This window comes from Cyanobacterium sp., from assembly GCF_054166785.1.
The window spans coordinates 26,382-41,953 of record NZ_JBSZCP010000052.1 but is presented as its reverse complement, the minus strand read 5'-3'; the positions used below and the strand labels follow the sequence as shown (position 1 = coordinate 41,953).

At 39.6% G+C, this 15,572-nt stretch carries 12 protein-coding genes; 3 read left to right on the top strand and 9 right to left on the bottom strand.

Going from position 1 to position 15,572, the window contains the following annotated elements; translation table 11 throughout:
• Nucleotides 1–78: 78 nt before the first annotated feature.
• From ACXITR_RS10590 to ACXITR_RS10575, 4 genes are all read right to left on the bottom strand, one after another.
• Nucleotides 79–2,763, bottom strand: a complete 2,685-nt coding sequence (locus tag ACXITR_RS10590; RefSeq protein ID WP_457997188.1) for a DUF7925 domain-containing protein — start codon at nucleotides 2,761–2,763, stop codon at nucleotides 79–81.
• 507 nt (nucleotides 2,764–3,270) lie between these two features.
• Complete coding sequence (locus ACXITR_RS10585; RefSeq protein ID WP_457997187.1) at nucleotides 3,271–3,780, bottom strand: Spy/CpxP family protein refolding chaperone; 510 nt, start codon at nucleotides 3,778–3,780, stop codon at nucleotides 3,271–3,273.
• A gap of 217 nt (nucleotides 3,781–3,997) precedes the next feature.
• Complete coding sequence (locus ACXITR_RS10580; RefSeq protein ID WP_457997186.1) at nucleotides 3,998–4,366, bottom strand: hypothetical protein; 369 nt, start codon at nucleotides 4,364–4,366, stop codon at nucleotides 3,998–4,000.
• Nucleotides 4,363–4,932: a sigma-70 family RNA polymerase sigma factor gene (locus ACXITR_RS10575; protein ID WP_457997185.1), complete on the bottom strand. Its 570-nt coding sequence runs from the start codon at nucleotides 4,930–4,932 to the stop codon at nucleotides 4,363–4,365. The genes ACXITR_RS10580 and ACXITR_RS10575 overlap by 4 nt, the downstream gene beginning before the upstream one ends.
• A 293-nt stretch (nucleotides 4,933–5,225) precedes the next feature.
• On the opposite strand from ACXITR_RS10575, the gene ACXITR_RS10570 reads away from it, so the two are divergent.
• Complete coding sequence (locus ACXITR_RS10570) at nucleotides 5,226–6,914, top strand: alpha/beta hydrolase (RefSeq protein WP_457997184.1); 1,689 nt, start codon at nucleotides 5,226–5,228, stop codon at nucleotides 6,912–6,914.
• Between the two features lie 109 nt (nucleotides 6,915–7,023).
• Here ACXITR_RS10570 and ACXITR_RS10565 read toward each other — a convergent pair whose 3' ends face one another.
• Nucleotides 7,024–8,664, bottom strand: a complete 1,641-nt coding sequence (locus ACXITR_RS10565; protein ID WP_457997217.1) for an MBL fold metallo-hydrolase — start codon at nucleotides 8,662–8,664, stop codon at nucleotides 7,024–7,026.
• Between the two features lie 12 nt (nucleotides 8,665–8,676).
• Complete coding sequence (locus ACXITR_RS10560) at nucleotides 8,677–8,799, bottom strand: hypothetical protein (RefSeq protein ID WP_255365533.1); 123 nt, start codon at nucleotides 8,797–8,799, stop codon at nucleotides 8,677–8,679.
• A gap of 155 nt (nucleotides 8,800–8,954) precedes the next feature.
• On the opposite strand from ACXITR_RS10560, the gene ACXITR_RS10555 reads away from it, so the two are divergent.
• Nucleotides 8,955–9,710 (top strand): winged helix-turn-helix domain-containing protein, encoded by a 756-nt coding sequence (locus tag ACXITR_RS10555; protein WP_457997183.1) that lies wholly within the window; start codon nucleotides 8,955–8,957, stop codon nucleotides 9,708–9,710.
• Here the strand turns inward: ACXITR_RS10555 and dcm are convergent.
• Together dcm and ACXITR_RS10545 are read right to left on the bottom strand one after the other, a co-directional pair.
• Nucleotides 9,676–11,019 carry a DNA (cytosine-5-)-methyltransferase gene (dcm, locus tag ACXITR_RS10550; RefSeq protein WP_457997182.1) on the bottom strand — a complete coding sequence of 448 codons (1,344 nt, stop codon included), beginning with the start codon at nucleotides 11,017–11,019 and terminating at the stop codon, nucleotides 9,676–9,678. The two genes, ACXITR_RS10555 and dcm, sit on opposite strands and share 35 nt — an antisense overlap.
• On the bottom strand, nucleotides 11,012–11,371 hold the full coding sequence (locus tag ACXITR_RS10545) for an Eco47II family restriction endonuclease (RefSeq protein ID WP_457997181.1): 360 nt from the start codon (nucleotides 11,369–11,371) through the stop codon (nucleotides 11,012–11,014). Before ACXITR_RS10545 ends, dcm begins: the two co-directional genes overlap by 8 nt.
• Nucleotides 11,372–11,582: 211 nt before the next feature.
• Here ACXITR_RS10545 and mutS point away from each other — a divergent pair, with 211 nt between their 5' ends.
• Nucleotides 11,583–14,204, top strand: a complete 2,622-nt coding sequence (gene mutS, locus ACXITR_RS10540; RefSeq protein ID WP_457997180.1) for a DNA mismatch repair protein MutS — start codon at nucleotides 11,583–11,585, stop codon at nucleotides 14,202–14,204.
• A 218-nt stretch (nucleotides 14,205–14,422) separates the two neighbouring features.
• Here the strand turns inward: mutS and glpX are convergent, their stop codons facing one another.
• Nucleotides 14,423–15,460 (bottom strand): class II fructose-bisphosphatase, encoded by a 1,038-nt coding sequence (glpX, locus tag ACXITR_RS10535; RefSeq protein WP_457997216.1) that lies wholly within the window; start codon nucleotides 15,458–15,460, stop codon nucleotides 14,423–14,425.
• Nucleotides 15,461–15,572 lie beyond the last annotated feature (112 nt).

The following is a 15,572-nucleotide window of genomic DNA, read 5'->3' as shown; positions in this document are numbered from 1 at the left end:
CGGTTATCTCTTTTCCCCTAAAGTTCAGAGAAAAAGAGATTTTACTTCAACTTTTGATGAGTTGATTAACTTTAATTTCTACGGGGTGGGAGGATTGGTAGGTCCAGTTTCACCTAGAAGACGTACTTGACGACGGAAGGTAAAGTTACCAATGCCTTGGGGTGCTACAGTACCTATTTGGTTAATGTAAACCCCCACAGTCGCTCCATTAGTAGGATCGCTTGTACTAATAAACCCTGGTAAGGTGTTTAGAACAGTGGATGGAGTTATGGTTGCAAATGGGTCACCAAGATCAGTAAGATTAGTGTCACTGTAGAAAAATACATTTCCATTGGTTGCAGAAGTATTCTGCCAGTGGATAGTATTATTATTTTCAGCCCAATTATTACCGTTTAAGACATTACCATCTTCCACGATACGGAAGTTATTGGCACTTAACGTTACGTTGCCACTGCCCGTTGCAGGAGTTGATACGTTTCTGTAACGAATACGATACTCAATAAACTGACCGGGGGTTGGATTGGTTGCAATAGTTGCATTACTACTAAACGGAGCTATTTGTGTGCCGTTCGCATCTAGGATACGAGCTTCTTTGATTAGTTCCATGAATCCACCCGCATACACACGGTTAATGGTAACGTTTGTACCTGTAGGTGAATTACCATTCACTAAAGCATAAGCTGGGATGAAATAATCTCTACCGTTAATATCTATAGGATTAGCATTTAAATCTCTGCTAGTGTCAGGATCTACAAATACGGCAATGGGTATGGCATTGTCACTTAAAAAGTCAACACCGCTAGGTAATGTAATCGTCACAGTATAGTTTTGTAGTTGATTGGGAGCAAAATTATCAATGGCAGTAGGTAGTTCACCATCGTCTATTCTTAGCCATCTTTTTGTGCCTTGATCATCTACATATTCATAGGTAACAGAATTACCATTCACGGTAATTGTAACCAAAGTACCAAGGGGTATGTCATCATCATTACCAAAGTTTCCACCAGTGTCGGGAACCTGACTAGCTTGAGAGGGGGTAATGGGTTCAACAGTAACGTTATCAAAGGCTGTATTGGTAGTGTTGGTAATGGTGTTGATAAATTCTACATCGTTAAGATTATTTACAACATTTCCATCAACATTTCCTGATGCCGCTTTATTGGTAAAGTCATCATTATCATTAATAGGCCCAGTTGCGTCAGGACGACCTTGGGGACCAATTAAGAGATCCGCTGGAGGAGCGAGTACGGCAACAATAGTAATTTTGTTGACTTCACCAAACTCTCCTTGCCCATTGTTATTACCAGGATCTACTCCATCTCGATTAGGATCTGCGATACCATCATTTGTAAGAGGATCGTAGAAGGATCCATTTCCATCGTCATCGGGAGGAGTATTATTATCATTAAAGTTATTCGGTCTTTGATCCCCAGATTCATCATAAACGATCTGATCGATAGGTTCTACATTGTTACCAGGATCATTATAGGTGCGACCAAAAACTTGAGCGATGTTATTAACAGTACCACCGTTAACTCCTAAACCAGTGGTTCTAACTGCGAAGCTAAAGCCATCCACTGTTGTATTAACCGTCACTCGGTTAGTCGTATTCTCATTATCAACAGGATCGCCCGCAACAGTTTTGATAAAACCAACTCTGGTAACACTGCTTAAGTTAGGTGGATTTGTTGTCCACTCTACTTCAGGAACTGGTGAGTTAGGAACAATGACAGGGCTATTCGCCAATGGGCTTTCTGTATAAACAACCTCCCAGCCAGCTGGGGCTGTAGGAGCGGCATTAAGTTGAGTACCCGCAGGAATAGCATCGGATACAAGAATTCTTGTTCGTTCTTGTCCATCTAATCTGATAGGTGTACCTACTAAGTCTTCAGGAACAAAGCGAGTTTGATTAGGAGATTGTCCTTGAACCCTTAACTCTAAGTTATAGGTGATGATATTATCAGTGTTAGTAGTTTCCGCCCCTGTGCTAGTGACAGTTCCTGTTTTAAGTAGTAATGCTAAGGCAAGGGGTCTAGCAATAATTTCGGTCCCAGACTCAACACTTTGAAAAGCACTAGCTTCCCTTTCACCATTAGCTGGTGGATCTCCGATGGCCTGAGTTTGAAGATTTCCAGTCCCTTGTATTGGTTGGTTTTGAGTTCCAGGGCTATTATCATTTGCCCCTGTGTTACCTAAAGTTACGCTAATTTCTTGACCTAAGTTCGTTATATTAGCAGTACCAGTGACTATTACTCGAATGGTTTGATCTGGTTGTACGTTTAGGATTGTTATTTCACCATTATTAACGGTAAAGTCAGTTCCCTCGACAAGGGGAGTTCCGTCACTATCTTGTAAAGATATTTCTCTGTTAATTAGGCGTTGAGCAATTAATTGATCAGGAGCAGGAACGATAATATTGGTCGCATCATTACCTGTGTTTGTTACATCGAAAAGAAAATCTAATATATCTCCATTTTGAACACTTCCATCATTACGATCAATAATACCTGCAGGTACAGCACTGATACCCGCTACTTTGGCAACTTCTATGATTACCCTGTTAGACTCAACGGTGAAAGGGTCATTAGGATCCTCTGGATTTTCGTAGGTAGCCGTAGCGGTGTTACTAATATTAGTACCGGCTCTAGTACCCGCTGCTAATACAGGAAGAGCCATTTGAGAAAGGCTGGTACCGACGAGGGCAGAGCCGATGAGGGCTCGGTAATAACTTGCTTTGCGTCGGACTTTTCGAGATTTGGTCATTGAGTATGTTCTCCTTCTGAGAATAATATTTTTATGAAGTTTACTCTAGTTTGAACTAATTAAGAAAACTTTTTCTTGTTCCTCTGATGGTAAAAATAAGTAATGGACTGAGTTATTTTTGCAATGTTTTTTTGCAGAGTGCCAAAGATTATTAATTAGTTTGACTTAGTATTTGTTATTTTGTGGATGATACCTATATAAATTAGGGTGAGTCAAGACTTTGTAACTTTGTATTACAATTTATTTTGACAATTTCCACTTAGTTTCTGAAGGGAATTATATACTAAGTTGTCTAACCTATTCCATCCAAAAGTATGAAGTTTGTGTAAAGTTTCTATGAATGCAATAAAGTTTGTATGAAGAAAAATTTTTAAGGGGTACAAAATGATCTCCCTAAATCCCCCGCAAATTCGGGGACTTGGTATCAGAGAGAAAACGTCAAGATTTGGAAAAAAAAACCCACATTCCTTGGTGTGAATGTGAGCGTGTAATGGTAAAGTTAGCTATTTATTGAGCACGGCGGGTATTACTAGATCTCCTTTCGTTCATAATTTGGCTTAGTTGTTGCCTTTGTTGGGGTGTTAAGACTTCACGCATTTCTAGCATGGTCTCAAACCCTAGCTCCCGCATTTGTTGGTTGAGGTTGGAGATGGTTTGGTTTTTGGCTCGGATGGCTTCGGTGGATTCGTTATTGTTCATCATGGTTTGGAGGGTTTGACGCTCTGTCCTCATTTGTTCCCGAAGTTGGGTCATGCGAGGTTCATATTTATTTTTAATTTCCACCATTTGCTGTTGTTGTTCGGTGGTGAGGTTTAGTTCTTGGATAAGACGGCTTTGCCCTCCTGTTTTGTTGGCTCCCCATCTTTTGCCCCCTTCTCTGGCTTGGGCTAGTTCGATGGTTTCGTTTAGGCTAGTTTCGAGGTTGATGGGATCAACATTAAGCGCCATGGTTCTGGTGGCCCCGGCGAGGGTTAAGATGGTTGTAAAAGCTAAGATTTGGCGAATATTGTTCTTCATAATCATTTTTTTCCTTTGAAATAGGATAGTGTTAGTTTGTGAGTTTTATGGTTTGGGATCTCCCTAAATCTTCTTTGGGTTCGGGGAGAGATCCCCCTATGTTCCCCGTGGATTCGGGGGACTTGCTATTTAGTTACCCCTATTTTTGTTTTCGGTTGTTAGATTTTTTGAGGGGTTTTCCCCCTTTACTAAGGGGCACTAGGGGCAATCTTAATTTTTAAAATTCATTGGTGAAGGTGACGTAGTCGGAGTTTGGGTTAAAATCAGCATTTTGAGTGGGGGATGAATATGACCATACTTCAAAAATAAAGGCTTCTAACTCCGTGGTATCTTGGGCTACTTGGGGGGTTATTCGTTGGGATGTGGATGCACCCCAAAGGATTAGTAAACCCGTGACTAGGGTGGTGGGAATGGCCCAACGCCAACGAATGGTTTTGTGATGATTTGCTTTTTTCTCCTGGGCAATGGCGTTAAATAACAACTCTTCATGGTTTGAAGGTGGGGAAGGAGTTTTAGGACAATGGTGTTTGAGAAAATGGACAAATTCTTCGTCATCGGAAGAATGATGGTGGAAAAGTTTACTCATATATTAACCCCCTGATTTTCTAAAAATTTGCGCATGGCTTTACGAGCGTTAAACAGTCTTGATTTTACTGTACCCACAGGAATTGTCAGTATTTCGGCAATTTCTTTTTGGGGTAAGTCTTCGAGATCGTGTAATACTAGCACCACACGATGATCTATTTTGAGACTTTGTAACCCTTGTTGCACTATTTCTTGGTAGTGGATTTGTAATAATTCTCTTTTGTCTGTGACGACTTCGGGAGCGTATTGGTAAAGGGTTTTTTTGTCTCTACGGATCTTTGCTAACTGTTTACGGCGATCGCACGCAACGTTCCAACAAATGCGGTATAGCCAAGTGGAAAAATATTTTGATTCCCTAAGTTTTGGCAATGCTTTCCACGCTTTTAAGAATACTTCTTGGGTTAAATCATCGAGTATTTCTTGACCGCATAGTTTAAACAAAGTTGCTCGTACTTTGTGCCGATAACGTTGATATACTAAACGAAAGGAATTCTCGTCCCCAAGCTGACACCTCTGAATTAGTTCAGAATCAGTCATTTTGGTGTGATCATCCGCTAACACTGTCATAAATCTTTGTTTTTTAATTGACTTACTATTTTAGACAAGAGAGGTTTTTAAAAGGTTCAGTGAATAATTGATAATTGATAATGAATAATGGATAATTAATAGGTCATTATTTTTGTATTAGATTAATATATAGCGTTTTTTATAATTATGAGATACATTTATGATTTTCAAGCCCCCCGAATTTGTGGGGGATGTAGGGGGATCATTTTGTACCCCGTAACCATGATAATTGCTATATAAAGGCTGTCATCTTGTGCTTCCTGCCCATTCCTTTATTCATTCAACTAATTATTATGTTTCGAGTAAATAAAATTAGTGCCATTGCCCTCAGTGCGATCGCAACGTTAACTACCATCGGGATTGCTGAAATTATTAACACACAAGAGGCGATCGCCCGTAACATATCATTTATATATAGCCCCCTTAGTCTTACCCTGAGAGTAGAATCCCTACAACTATTTGCACAAACAGGGGAAGTTAACCGCAATCTACAAACCTACCTCAATTTAGCAGGAGTAAATGAAAACCAAAAACAACAATTTAGGGAAGCCCTCATCACCCCCGTAGAAGTAGATCCCATTCTCATTTCCCGCTCCCTCAACACCGAAGAAGCCGAAAGACTCCTCAACTATTTAGGTAGTGTTATCAACGTAAGAGGGGGTAGAAATGGCAAACACTTAATTCGTGGGGCATTGGTAAAGTCAGTATTGCAACCTGAAGGGCTAAAACTAATTAATATCCTCAATAACCTTGCCGTAGATGTGGAAATTGACATTCAGCGCATCCTACGCTACACCCGACAAGTAGAAACAGTCCTCGAAGCAGGTAGGATTTATGAACAAGAAGTAATTAGACAAGCGGAAATACAAAGCCTTCAATCGAGAGGAATAAACTACGCTAACCTGCCCGATATTCGTCATGAGGGAGATATTTCCTTTAACAACGAAACCATTAATTTATTTGATCAATCCCGTGACAGAAGATACTACGCTGAAATTTATTATCCTACTCAAATGGGGGCAAATACCCCTGTAGTAGTAATTTCCCACGGAATTAACTCCCGCCCCGAAGATTTTCACGCTAGGGCAGAGCATCTCGCTTCCTATGGCTATTTTGTGATTATTCCCCAACACATTGGCAGTGATATTCGACAAACGGAAGATTTTCTTAGGGGATTTACGGGAGAATTATTTGTGAGGGATGAATTTATTAACCGCCCCCTAGACATTACCCATGCCCTTGATGAATTAGAAATTTTAAATCAATCTAGGTGGCAAGGCAAATTAAACATGGAAAACGTGGGGATTTTTGGTCACTCTTTCGGAGGATATACCGCCCTAGCTGTGGGGGGAGCAACCTTTGATTGGGAAAGACTTGAGGAACGTTGTAACCTAGATATTGGCAATCTTAATACCGCCCTTATTTTACAATGTAGAGCATTGCCATTGCCCCAGGAAGACTATCGATTTAGGGATGAAAGGATAAAAGCTGTTTTTGCCATGAACCCTGTTAATGGTGCAATTTTTGGACCTGATGGAGTGAATAATTTAGAAACTCCTTTATTTCTTGCGGCAGGAAGTTATGATCCCGCTACGCCTTTTGTATTTGAGCTAGCACAAACCCATCCTCTCCTTGATATTCCTGATGTTTATTTACAGTTACAGGAAGGACAAGCCCATGTGGATTTTTCCCAATTAGATGCGGGTATTACTGATTTAATCACCACGGTGACTAATTTAACTTTGCCTTCCCCTATATTGTTAAATGAATATACCCATTCGATGATGTTGGCTTTTTTTGAGGTACACATCCGGGATAATGAAAGTTTTGCTCCCTATCTTCAGGCTGGATATGCTGATTATTTGAGCGAGGGGCAAGAGTTTAAAACCTATTTGGTTAATGAGGAGTCTATTCCTGCACTGCGGGAGGTTTTTTTACGTTTTGTGCGAGATAATTTCAATATTATTTTTACGAATAATTAGGGTACTTTTAAATCCCCCTTAATACTGGCTCTGATTTATTAGTATGGTCTTTTTTTTGCTCCCCAGCATAACAAGGGGAAATGGTGAAGTAGTGGACGATGTTTGGTGTTTAATCATCTTCAAAGGCTGGACAAAATCCGTCTTCGGGTACTTCAAAACCGTGAAGGGGGGAATTTTCGTTATGACAACTATCTTCATCGTAGTGAATACAGTTATGGCATGATTCGGCATTGAGTTGACGACGAATGGAACTATTTTGCTGTAGCAATTCCCGTTGAGATAAGCCCCGTAATACTAATTCTTCTCCTTGCCATCGGGCTTCTATTAATCCTGTATCGGCAAAATTTTGCCATCGAGAGTCTTTGTTTAGTTGCTCTGGTAGGGTGATGGTGATATATGCTCCTGTTTCGTTCAATTCTCCTTCGTAGTTTTGTTGGGGGCTAATTTTTGGTTGAATAAATTGCTCTCCGATGGGTAAATCTACTTTGATGTTTACTTCGGGGCAGTGGAGTTGGTAACGATTTTGTAATTCTTCGAGGGCGGTTAAGTCGGCGAGGTAGTTGGGGGTGCCATGGACAAAAATGACGTGTTGAGGACGGAGGTTGTGGATTAGTTGGGTGGTATTTCGTCCGTCGCTATGTTCTGCTAATAGGTAATTTTCTACGATTACTTTTTCGGGATTTAGTTTATTTATAATTTTATTAAAGGTTTGACTTTTATTAATTTTTGAATGTTCTGGAATCAATATTAGCCATTTATATTCGTTTTCTTGGCAATATTCTTCTATTTTTGATAGGTTATCGGTTAGTATAATGGATGTTTTTTCCCCTAGTTTTTTAAGGTCAATGTCAGGGGTTAATCTCCTCATGCGGGGCTTTATTTTTTCATCCCAAAAAAGAGGTTGATGTTTGGCAAAGTTTTGCACATTGGCGGGAAAATAGTCCATTAGTTCCAAGTATAGATCACAGGCGATCGCCACGTTGCCATCTACCCATATATCAATATTTGCCCCAGTAAATTGATGGTGCGATCTCAATAGTTTTAATAATTCTTGCCCTAAACCAAAGGTAGGTACTGGTAGGATAACATTTATATCAGAGGCGATCGCTTCCCGAATTTTGGTCATCAAATGTTTTTCTTGTTGACGACGGTGGGGATGCCGTGCAGTGCCGTAGGTCCCTTCAATAATCAACACATCGGGGGTTAAACCACGCATATTATCAAGGGATAAACCCTCTACTAATTGCAAATTAGATAGGCAAAAGTCCCCCGTATAAAAAATTTTGTACACCCTATCCCCATGATGGTAACGGAATAATACCGCCGCTGCCCCCGGTAAATGCCCAGCAGGATATAATTCTACACTTAAATTATGTTCTAATTGTAAGGGCGATCGCCATGGAATACTATCACAAAAAGGCTCCACCATCGAGCCATCATCCCGAAGCCAATTAAGAGGCAAAAGTTTTCTAGTCACCTCGCTAGAATAAATAGGAAGATGGGGATATATTTCATGTAAAGATAACAAACCCCGAGCATGATCATGATGGGCATGGGTACAAAAGACCCAATGGGGCGGTAAAGACTGGTCCACTACCAAGGGCTTCATATCCTCCAAACCGCAATCAAGCAAAATACGATATTCTCCCACATTTAACATAATAGCCAAACCCTCCGTACCATGACCCACCGCCAAAGGAGAGCAAGACAGATGAAAAGAAGGAGAAGAATATTCCTGCCGTTGAATCATAACCGCCATAAATTAATGAGCAGAGCCATTTCCGTCATAATTATCGGAATCATAAAAACCATTTCTAGTGCCAAAAAACGGAGCCGCTACGATAAATAAACCAGTCAAAATCAATAATAATAGTTTAACATCCATAATTCCTTAAATCTCCAATAATTACTTAACTACTAATCTAATCGATCCCCAAAAATTACGTCAAAAAATTTTAACAAAATTAATAAAGCAAATTAAAATCCTTAACCCATATTCTGATATAAATGTTATTAGAGAACAAAACATAGAGAGTTTTTATGCTTACTCTGGATTTACCGCCCATTGCCTCCAGTACAAAAAGACAACTCCCCAGCCGTATCCTTGTCATTGAAGACGAAGACTTGATCCGAAACATGATTGGTCTTAACCTAGAAGAAGAAGGCTATCAAGTAATTAAAACTAACAACGGTAGAGAAGCACTCAATTTACTAGAGCGTCAAACCATCCAAAATACTGAAAAGCAAGGGTTTGACATGATAATTTTAGATCTAATGTTACCCGAAGTAAATGGCTTGGATATATGCCGTTTGCTCAGAAATAAAGGTAATAATATCCCCATTTTAATTTTAAGTGCCAAAGCTGCTGAAACCGATAGGGTATTAGGATTAGAAGTAGGGGCAGATGACTACCTCACCAAACCCTTCAGCATGAAAGAATTAGTCGCCCGTTGTCGAGCCTTAATTCGCCGTAACGGTATCAACAACACCCCATCAGACAACCTTAAACAATATAAAGAAATTATTCTATTTCCCGATGAATGCAGAGTAATGGTGAGAAATGAACCCGTAAGCCTTTCTCCCAAAGAATTTAAGCTCTTAGAACTATTTATGACCTATCCTAAAAGGGTGTGGGATAGAGATCAACTCATCAACAACATTTGGGGTGCAGACTTTTTGGGAGATACTAAAACTGTCGATGTGCATATTCGTTGGTTAAGGGAAAAATTAGAATTAGACCCTAGCCACCCAGAATATATCATTACCGTAAGAGGTTTTGGTTATCGTTTCGGATAGTTGAACCATAACAACTAATATCAAATAAGTCTATTTGTTTGTTACCCATGGTAGGAATCTGATAAACCTGCTTATTCTTGAGCTTATTTTTGTCCTCTATTTGATTTAAAACAGCTATTAGACTATTACCCAAAGCCCACCCCAAATTAACGGGTACCGCATTACCTATCTGGCGATATTGACTACTAATTGACCCCATAAAATTCCATTCGTCAGGAAAGGTTTGAATTCTAGCATACTCCCTGATTGTTAGAGGTCTAGTCTCTTCGGGGTGACATCTTTCTGTTTGTTTTTGAGCAGGAGAACATGTTAAAGTTAAGCTAGGAAGATCAAAAGATAACCTTCTGGCAATACCCGTTTTTCCTCCCCCCAAAAAATAACTTTTGCCCATATACTCACGCTTAATCTCTTCAGGCAAATCTGTCCAACAACCCCCTGGGGGTACTAAATCCATTACTTTTTGTTTTTTAACAGGATAATTTTGACCAGCAGAGGGAGGACAATCACTATTATATAATTGCCCTTTTTTTAAGGCATCTTTTAAAGTCATAATGCGTGGAAAAGGATCAGGCCAGATAAAATTTGTATAGTTAAATAAATCCTTTCTAATACCTATTAAAAATAATCTTTCTCGCTTTTGAGGTACACGATAAAAAATAGCTTTTAATACTCTAGGTTCAATTAAAATATATCCCAATTCAGCAACTACTGATTTAATGATACTTAAAGTTTTACCCTGTTCATGGTTTAGTAAACCTCGTACATTTTCCCCCACAAAAACTTTTGGTTGTAACTCCTTAATCGCCCTAGCAAATTCAAAAAAAAGAGTTCCTCTCGTATCTTCAAATCCTAATTTATTTCCAGCATAGGAAAAAGCCTGACAAGGAAATCCTCCTGATAATAAATCAATATTATATTGACTATAGTTTAAAAAATTAACCTTACTAATATCTCCTTCAATTACATTCCAATGGGGGCGATTATGTCGTAAAGTATTGCAAGAATCTTTATCGATTTCATTTAAAGCAATGGTATCAAAACCTGCTTTTTCTAAGCCAATGGCTAAACCACCAGCTCCTGCAAAAAGTTCTATGGATTGATATTTTCTTTTGGGAATAATATTTTGTTGCTTCTCCCACTGAGAATTGATCATCGATTTAATAGAAGGAAAATGTTGTAAGTCTTCTAAGTAATATCGATCATTTGCAGAAGGTTTTATCTTACCGCTTATTTTCCATTTTTCGATGGTTGTTCGAGAAACTGATAATATATCAGCGAGTAGGGCTTCTGTGACAAATTCTTTAGACATTAAACTGATCAAATCCTTGATATTTACGAAAAGATAGTAAATAGATACTTTTTAACTTCTCATTGATTACGTCATAACCATGTTTTGGTACTGTCCAACCATTCCCAATATATTGAAAAATATTTTGATGAAAATAGCCAATATGATTAGTGTTTGACTTATCCATTTGTCTAATTATTTCACTTTCAATTACATCAACAATACTTCTATGATAAACTTTAGAGTCAAATGTTAATTTAATAAGGTCAATTAAATTTTTATTAAAAGTTTTTAAGTCTATTTTAAATTTGTATTTTTCAACGGTTTCTTTTGTGTGATTATATATAGCAATTATTATACTAATGAAATACAAAACGATCCCCCTAAATCCCCCTTAATAAGGGGGACTTGGCAATAATCAACATACCTCATAACTCTGAGAAACGCTATAAATTAGCATCGGTGATAAAACTGAGATTATATTTTGCCATGAGTGAATCGATAAGTTTTAGGGAGATTATTGATTAGTTTCCTCATCCTAGTTAATAATAGAATAGGAAAAGCCCAAAAATTGATAGGAAATAATGACGGAAATTGTTACCACTAAAGCCACCAGAAACGCTCCCCACGAAGATTATCGGTTAATCAACATCAAAGACTTAACCCCCATGTATCATCATTATGTGGAGGTAAAGGAACAATATCCTAACTGTCTTTTACTGTATAGGGTGGGGGATTTTTTTGAGTGCTTTTTTCAGGATGCGGTGACAATTGCCCAAGAGTTGGAATTGATGATTACCAGTAAGGATGCGGGGCAAAATGTGGGTAGAATTGCCATGACAGGGGTACCCCATCACGCCCTTGATCGTTATGCTCGGCAACTGGTAGAAAAGGGCTATGGGGTGGTAATCTGTGATCAGGTGGAGGATGCCGCCAAGGCTACGGCGGAAAAAAGGTTAGTAAAACGGGCGATTACTAAGTTATTAACCCCCGGCACGGTGACGGAAGATGAGATGCTACCCTCACGGCAAAATAATTTTTTGGCAGCGGTGGTGGTGGCAAAGGAGCATTGGGGTTTGGCTTATGCAGACATCTCTACGGGGGAATTTTTTACTACTCAAAGTAAAGATTTAGGCAGCTTGGCTACGGAGTTGTTACGATTGCAACCTGCGGAGATATTATTTCCTGTTAATGCTCCTGATATTAATAGTTTATTGCGTCCGGGGCAAAAGTCGGAGCATCTACCTGAATTTCTTCCCGATTGTTTTTGTTATACGTTGCGATCGCAAAAAACCTTTGATATTAACGAAGCCAAACCCAAGTTATTATTAGAATTTAAACTCAAATCCCTTGAGGGGGTGGGTTGTGAACATTTACCCTTAGCCATTCGGGCGGCGGGGGGATTACTCGATTATGTGCAGGATACCCAAAAGGCGAATCAAGTACCCTTGCAACTTATTCGCACTTACAGCATTGCCGATTATTTGATGTTGGATGCCACTTCACGGCGTAACCTCGAAATTACCTCTACGGTGCGAGATAACACCTTTCACGGCTCTTTACTGTGGGCTTTGGATAAGACTTGTACCGCTATGGGAGCAAGGGCGTTAAGGCGTTGGTTATTGCAACCACTACTCAGTAAGCGGGGAATTATTGCCCGTCAAGATACCATTGCGGAGTTAATTGATAATTTGCCTTTACGAGAGGAGATGAGGAGTTTATTTAAGAGTATCTATGATTTAGAACGCATTACGGGCAGGGTGGGTGCTGGTACGGCAAATCCGAAGGAATTGCTCAATTTGGGGGATTCTTTATTAAAATTGACCTATTTAGCGGAGTTGGCAAAGGAAGGTAAATCGCCCTATTTCCAAGCCTTGCAAAATGTACCTCCTGAGTTGGAGGAGTTGGGAAAAGAGGTGGTAGATTCTTTGGTGGAGTCTCCTCCGCAACACGTGAAGGAGGGGGGTATTATCCGAGATGGGGTAAATCAGCAGTTGGATGAGATGCGCCGTTTAATTGATGGGGATAAGGAATGGTTGGCTAATCTGGAGGTGACGGAAAGGGAGCGCACGGGGATTAGTAATCTGAAGGTGGGTTATAACAAAACCTTTGGTTATTATATCAGTATGCCTCGTTCTAAGGCGGAATTTGCCCCCGAAAATTATCAGCGTAAACAAACTTTATTAAATGAAGAAAGATACATTACTGCTGAGTTAAAAGAGAAGGAAAATCGCATTTTAAATGCTAAGGATGATCTAGCAAAGTTTGAGTATCAAATTTTTGTGGATTTACGTGCTACGGTTGCTCAAAAAACTACGGAAATTAGGAAAGTAGCAAGGGCGATCGCCGCTATGGATGTATTAAGCGGATTGGCAGAGTTAGCAGTATATCAAGATTATAACCGCCCAGAAATTACCGAAGATCGCACCATAAAAATAAAAAATGGTCGTCATCCCGTGGTAGAAAAAATATTAGGTTTTGGGATGTTTGTGCCTAATTCTACTTCTTTAGGGGCGCAAAAAACCCCTGATTTAATAGTATTAACTGGACCTAATGCCAGTGGCAAAAGTTGTTATCTGCGTCAGGTGGGATTAATTCAATTAATGACTCAAATTGGTAGTTTTATTCCTGCGGATAGTGCCAAAATTAGTATATGCGATCGCATTTTTACCCGTGTAGGGGCGGTGGATGACATCGCCACAGGGCAATCTACTTTTATGGTGGAAATGAACGAAACCGCCAATATCCTCAACCATGCCACCGAAAAATCTTTGGTATTACTAGATGAAATAGGTAGAGGTACAGCCACCTTTGACGGTTTATCTATCGCTTGGGCCGTTGCCGAATACCTTGCCATCGAAATCCAAAGCCGTACCATTTTCGCCACCCATTACCACGAGTTAAACGAATTGGCTTCTATCTTGGATAATGTGGCTAACTACCAAGTAACGGTAAAAGAGTTAGAAAATGAAATAATTTTCCTCCATGAAGTTAAGGCAGGAGGGGCAGACAAATCCTACGGTATCGAGGCAGGAAGATTAGCAGGTTTACCAAAGGTAGTAATTAGCCGTGCAAAACAGGTAATGACTCAAATTGAAAAACACAGTAAAATCGCCATGGGTTTGCGCAAGAATATCAAAAAGTTAACTCCTTCTAATCAGGAAAATAGCGAGGAAATTATGACTCAGTTGGATATTTTTGAATGATTAAACCAATCACGATTCAAGTAAAGTTACTTACCGTAAAAGTTTAAACATTATCATTTTTCCACATAATCGTAAACAGAAAATAAGAAAAAAATAGCCATTTTAATAATAAACCATAAGAGAAAAACTCCTCTTTTCACCTAAAAAAAGGATAAGCCCATGGGCAGAGGAGTTAAAATATTGAATTATAAATTCTTAAGCAAAGTTAAGTAGAAATACTATTTTAATTGGATAGTTTGAGGCTTATCAAACATGTGGACAGTATCTACAAAACGAGCGGTACTAGACTGACTAGAAATAACTAAACTTTGGGTTCTGGCGCCACCATGGAAGAAACGAACACCATTCATCAAAGTACCAGGGGTAATACCACAGGCCGCAAATAAAACGGTTTCTCCAGAAGCTAATTCCTCAGCAGTGTAAACCTTATCAGGGTCAGTGATGCCCATTTCGGTTAGACGAGCGAGGTTTCCTTCTCTGCTCTCACCAATTAAACCAGTTTTAACTACCGCAGGATCATAAATTAATTGTCCTTGGAAGTGACCACCCAAACAACGCATGGCAGCGGCGGAAATAACCCCTTCAGGAGCCGCACCAATACCCATGAGGGCATGGATGTTAGTACCAGAGAAAGCACAGGATAAAGCCGCACTCACGTCACCATCACTGATTAGGCGAACCCTTGCACCGGCAGCACGGATTTCTTTAATTAAATCTTCATGGCGAGATCTGTCCATTACGACAACTACTAATTCTTCGGGGGCGCGTTTTAAACACTCGGAAAGAATTTTGATGTTTTCGGTAGCGGATTTGTTGATGTCCACAAGACCTTTAGCAGCAGGGGGGGCAGCTAATTTCTTCATGTAGAAGTCGGGGGCGGCAAACAAGCCACCTTTTTCTGAAATAGCTAATACTGCCATGGAACCATTTTGACCGTAGGCTACGAGGTTAGTACCTTCGCAGGGGTCAACGGCGATGTCAATTTCGATTAACTCATCAGGGTTACAGAAATCTTTGGCATTTTCTTGGGTACATACGCCCACTTCTTCACCGATGTAGAGCATGGGAGCGTCATCTCTTTCCCCTTCACCGATTACGATTCTACCGCGCATGTTGATTTTGTTCATTCTCTCGCGCATGGCTTCTACTGCTACTTCATCAGCAATATCTTTTTCGCCTTTACCCATCCATTTAGATGATGCGATCGCAGCTTGTTCAACTACTTCAATAATTTCTAATCCGATAGTAGTTTCTATCATTGTGTATCCTCCGAGGATTTTTAAATTTAATTTTCTATAATGATTTGAGTAAATCTCATCAAGATTAAAGTCTATCAGAGTGAGGGATTTCCCACAAAAAAAGTTTTCC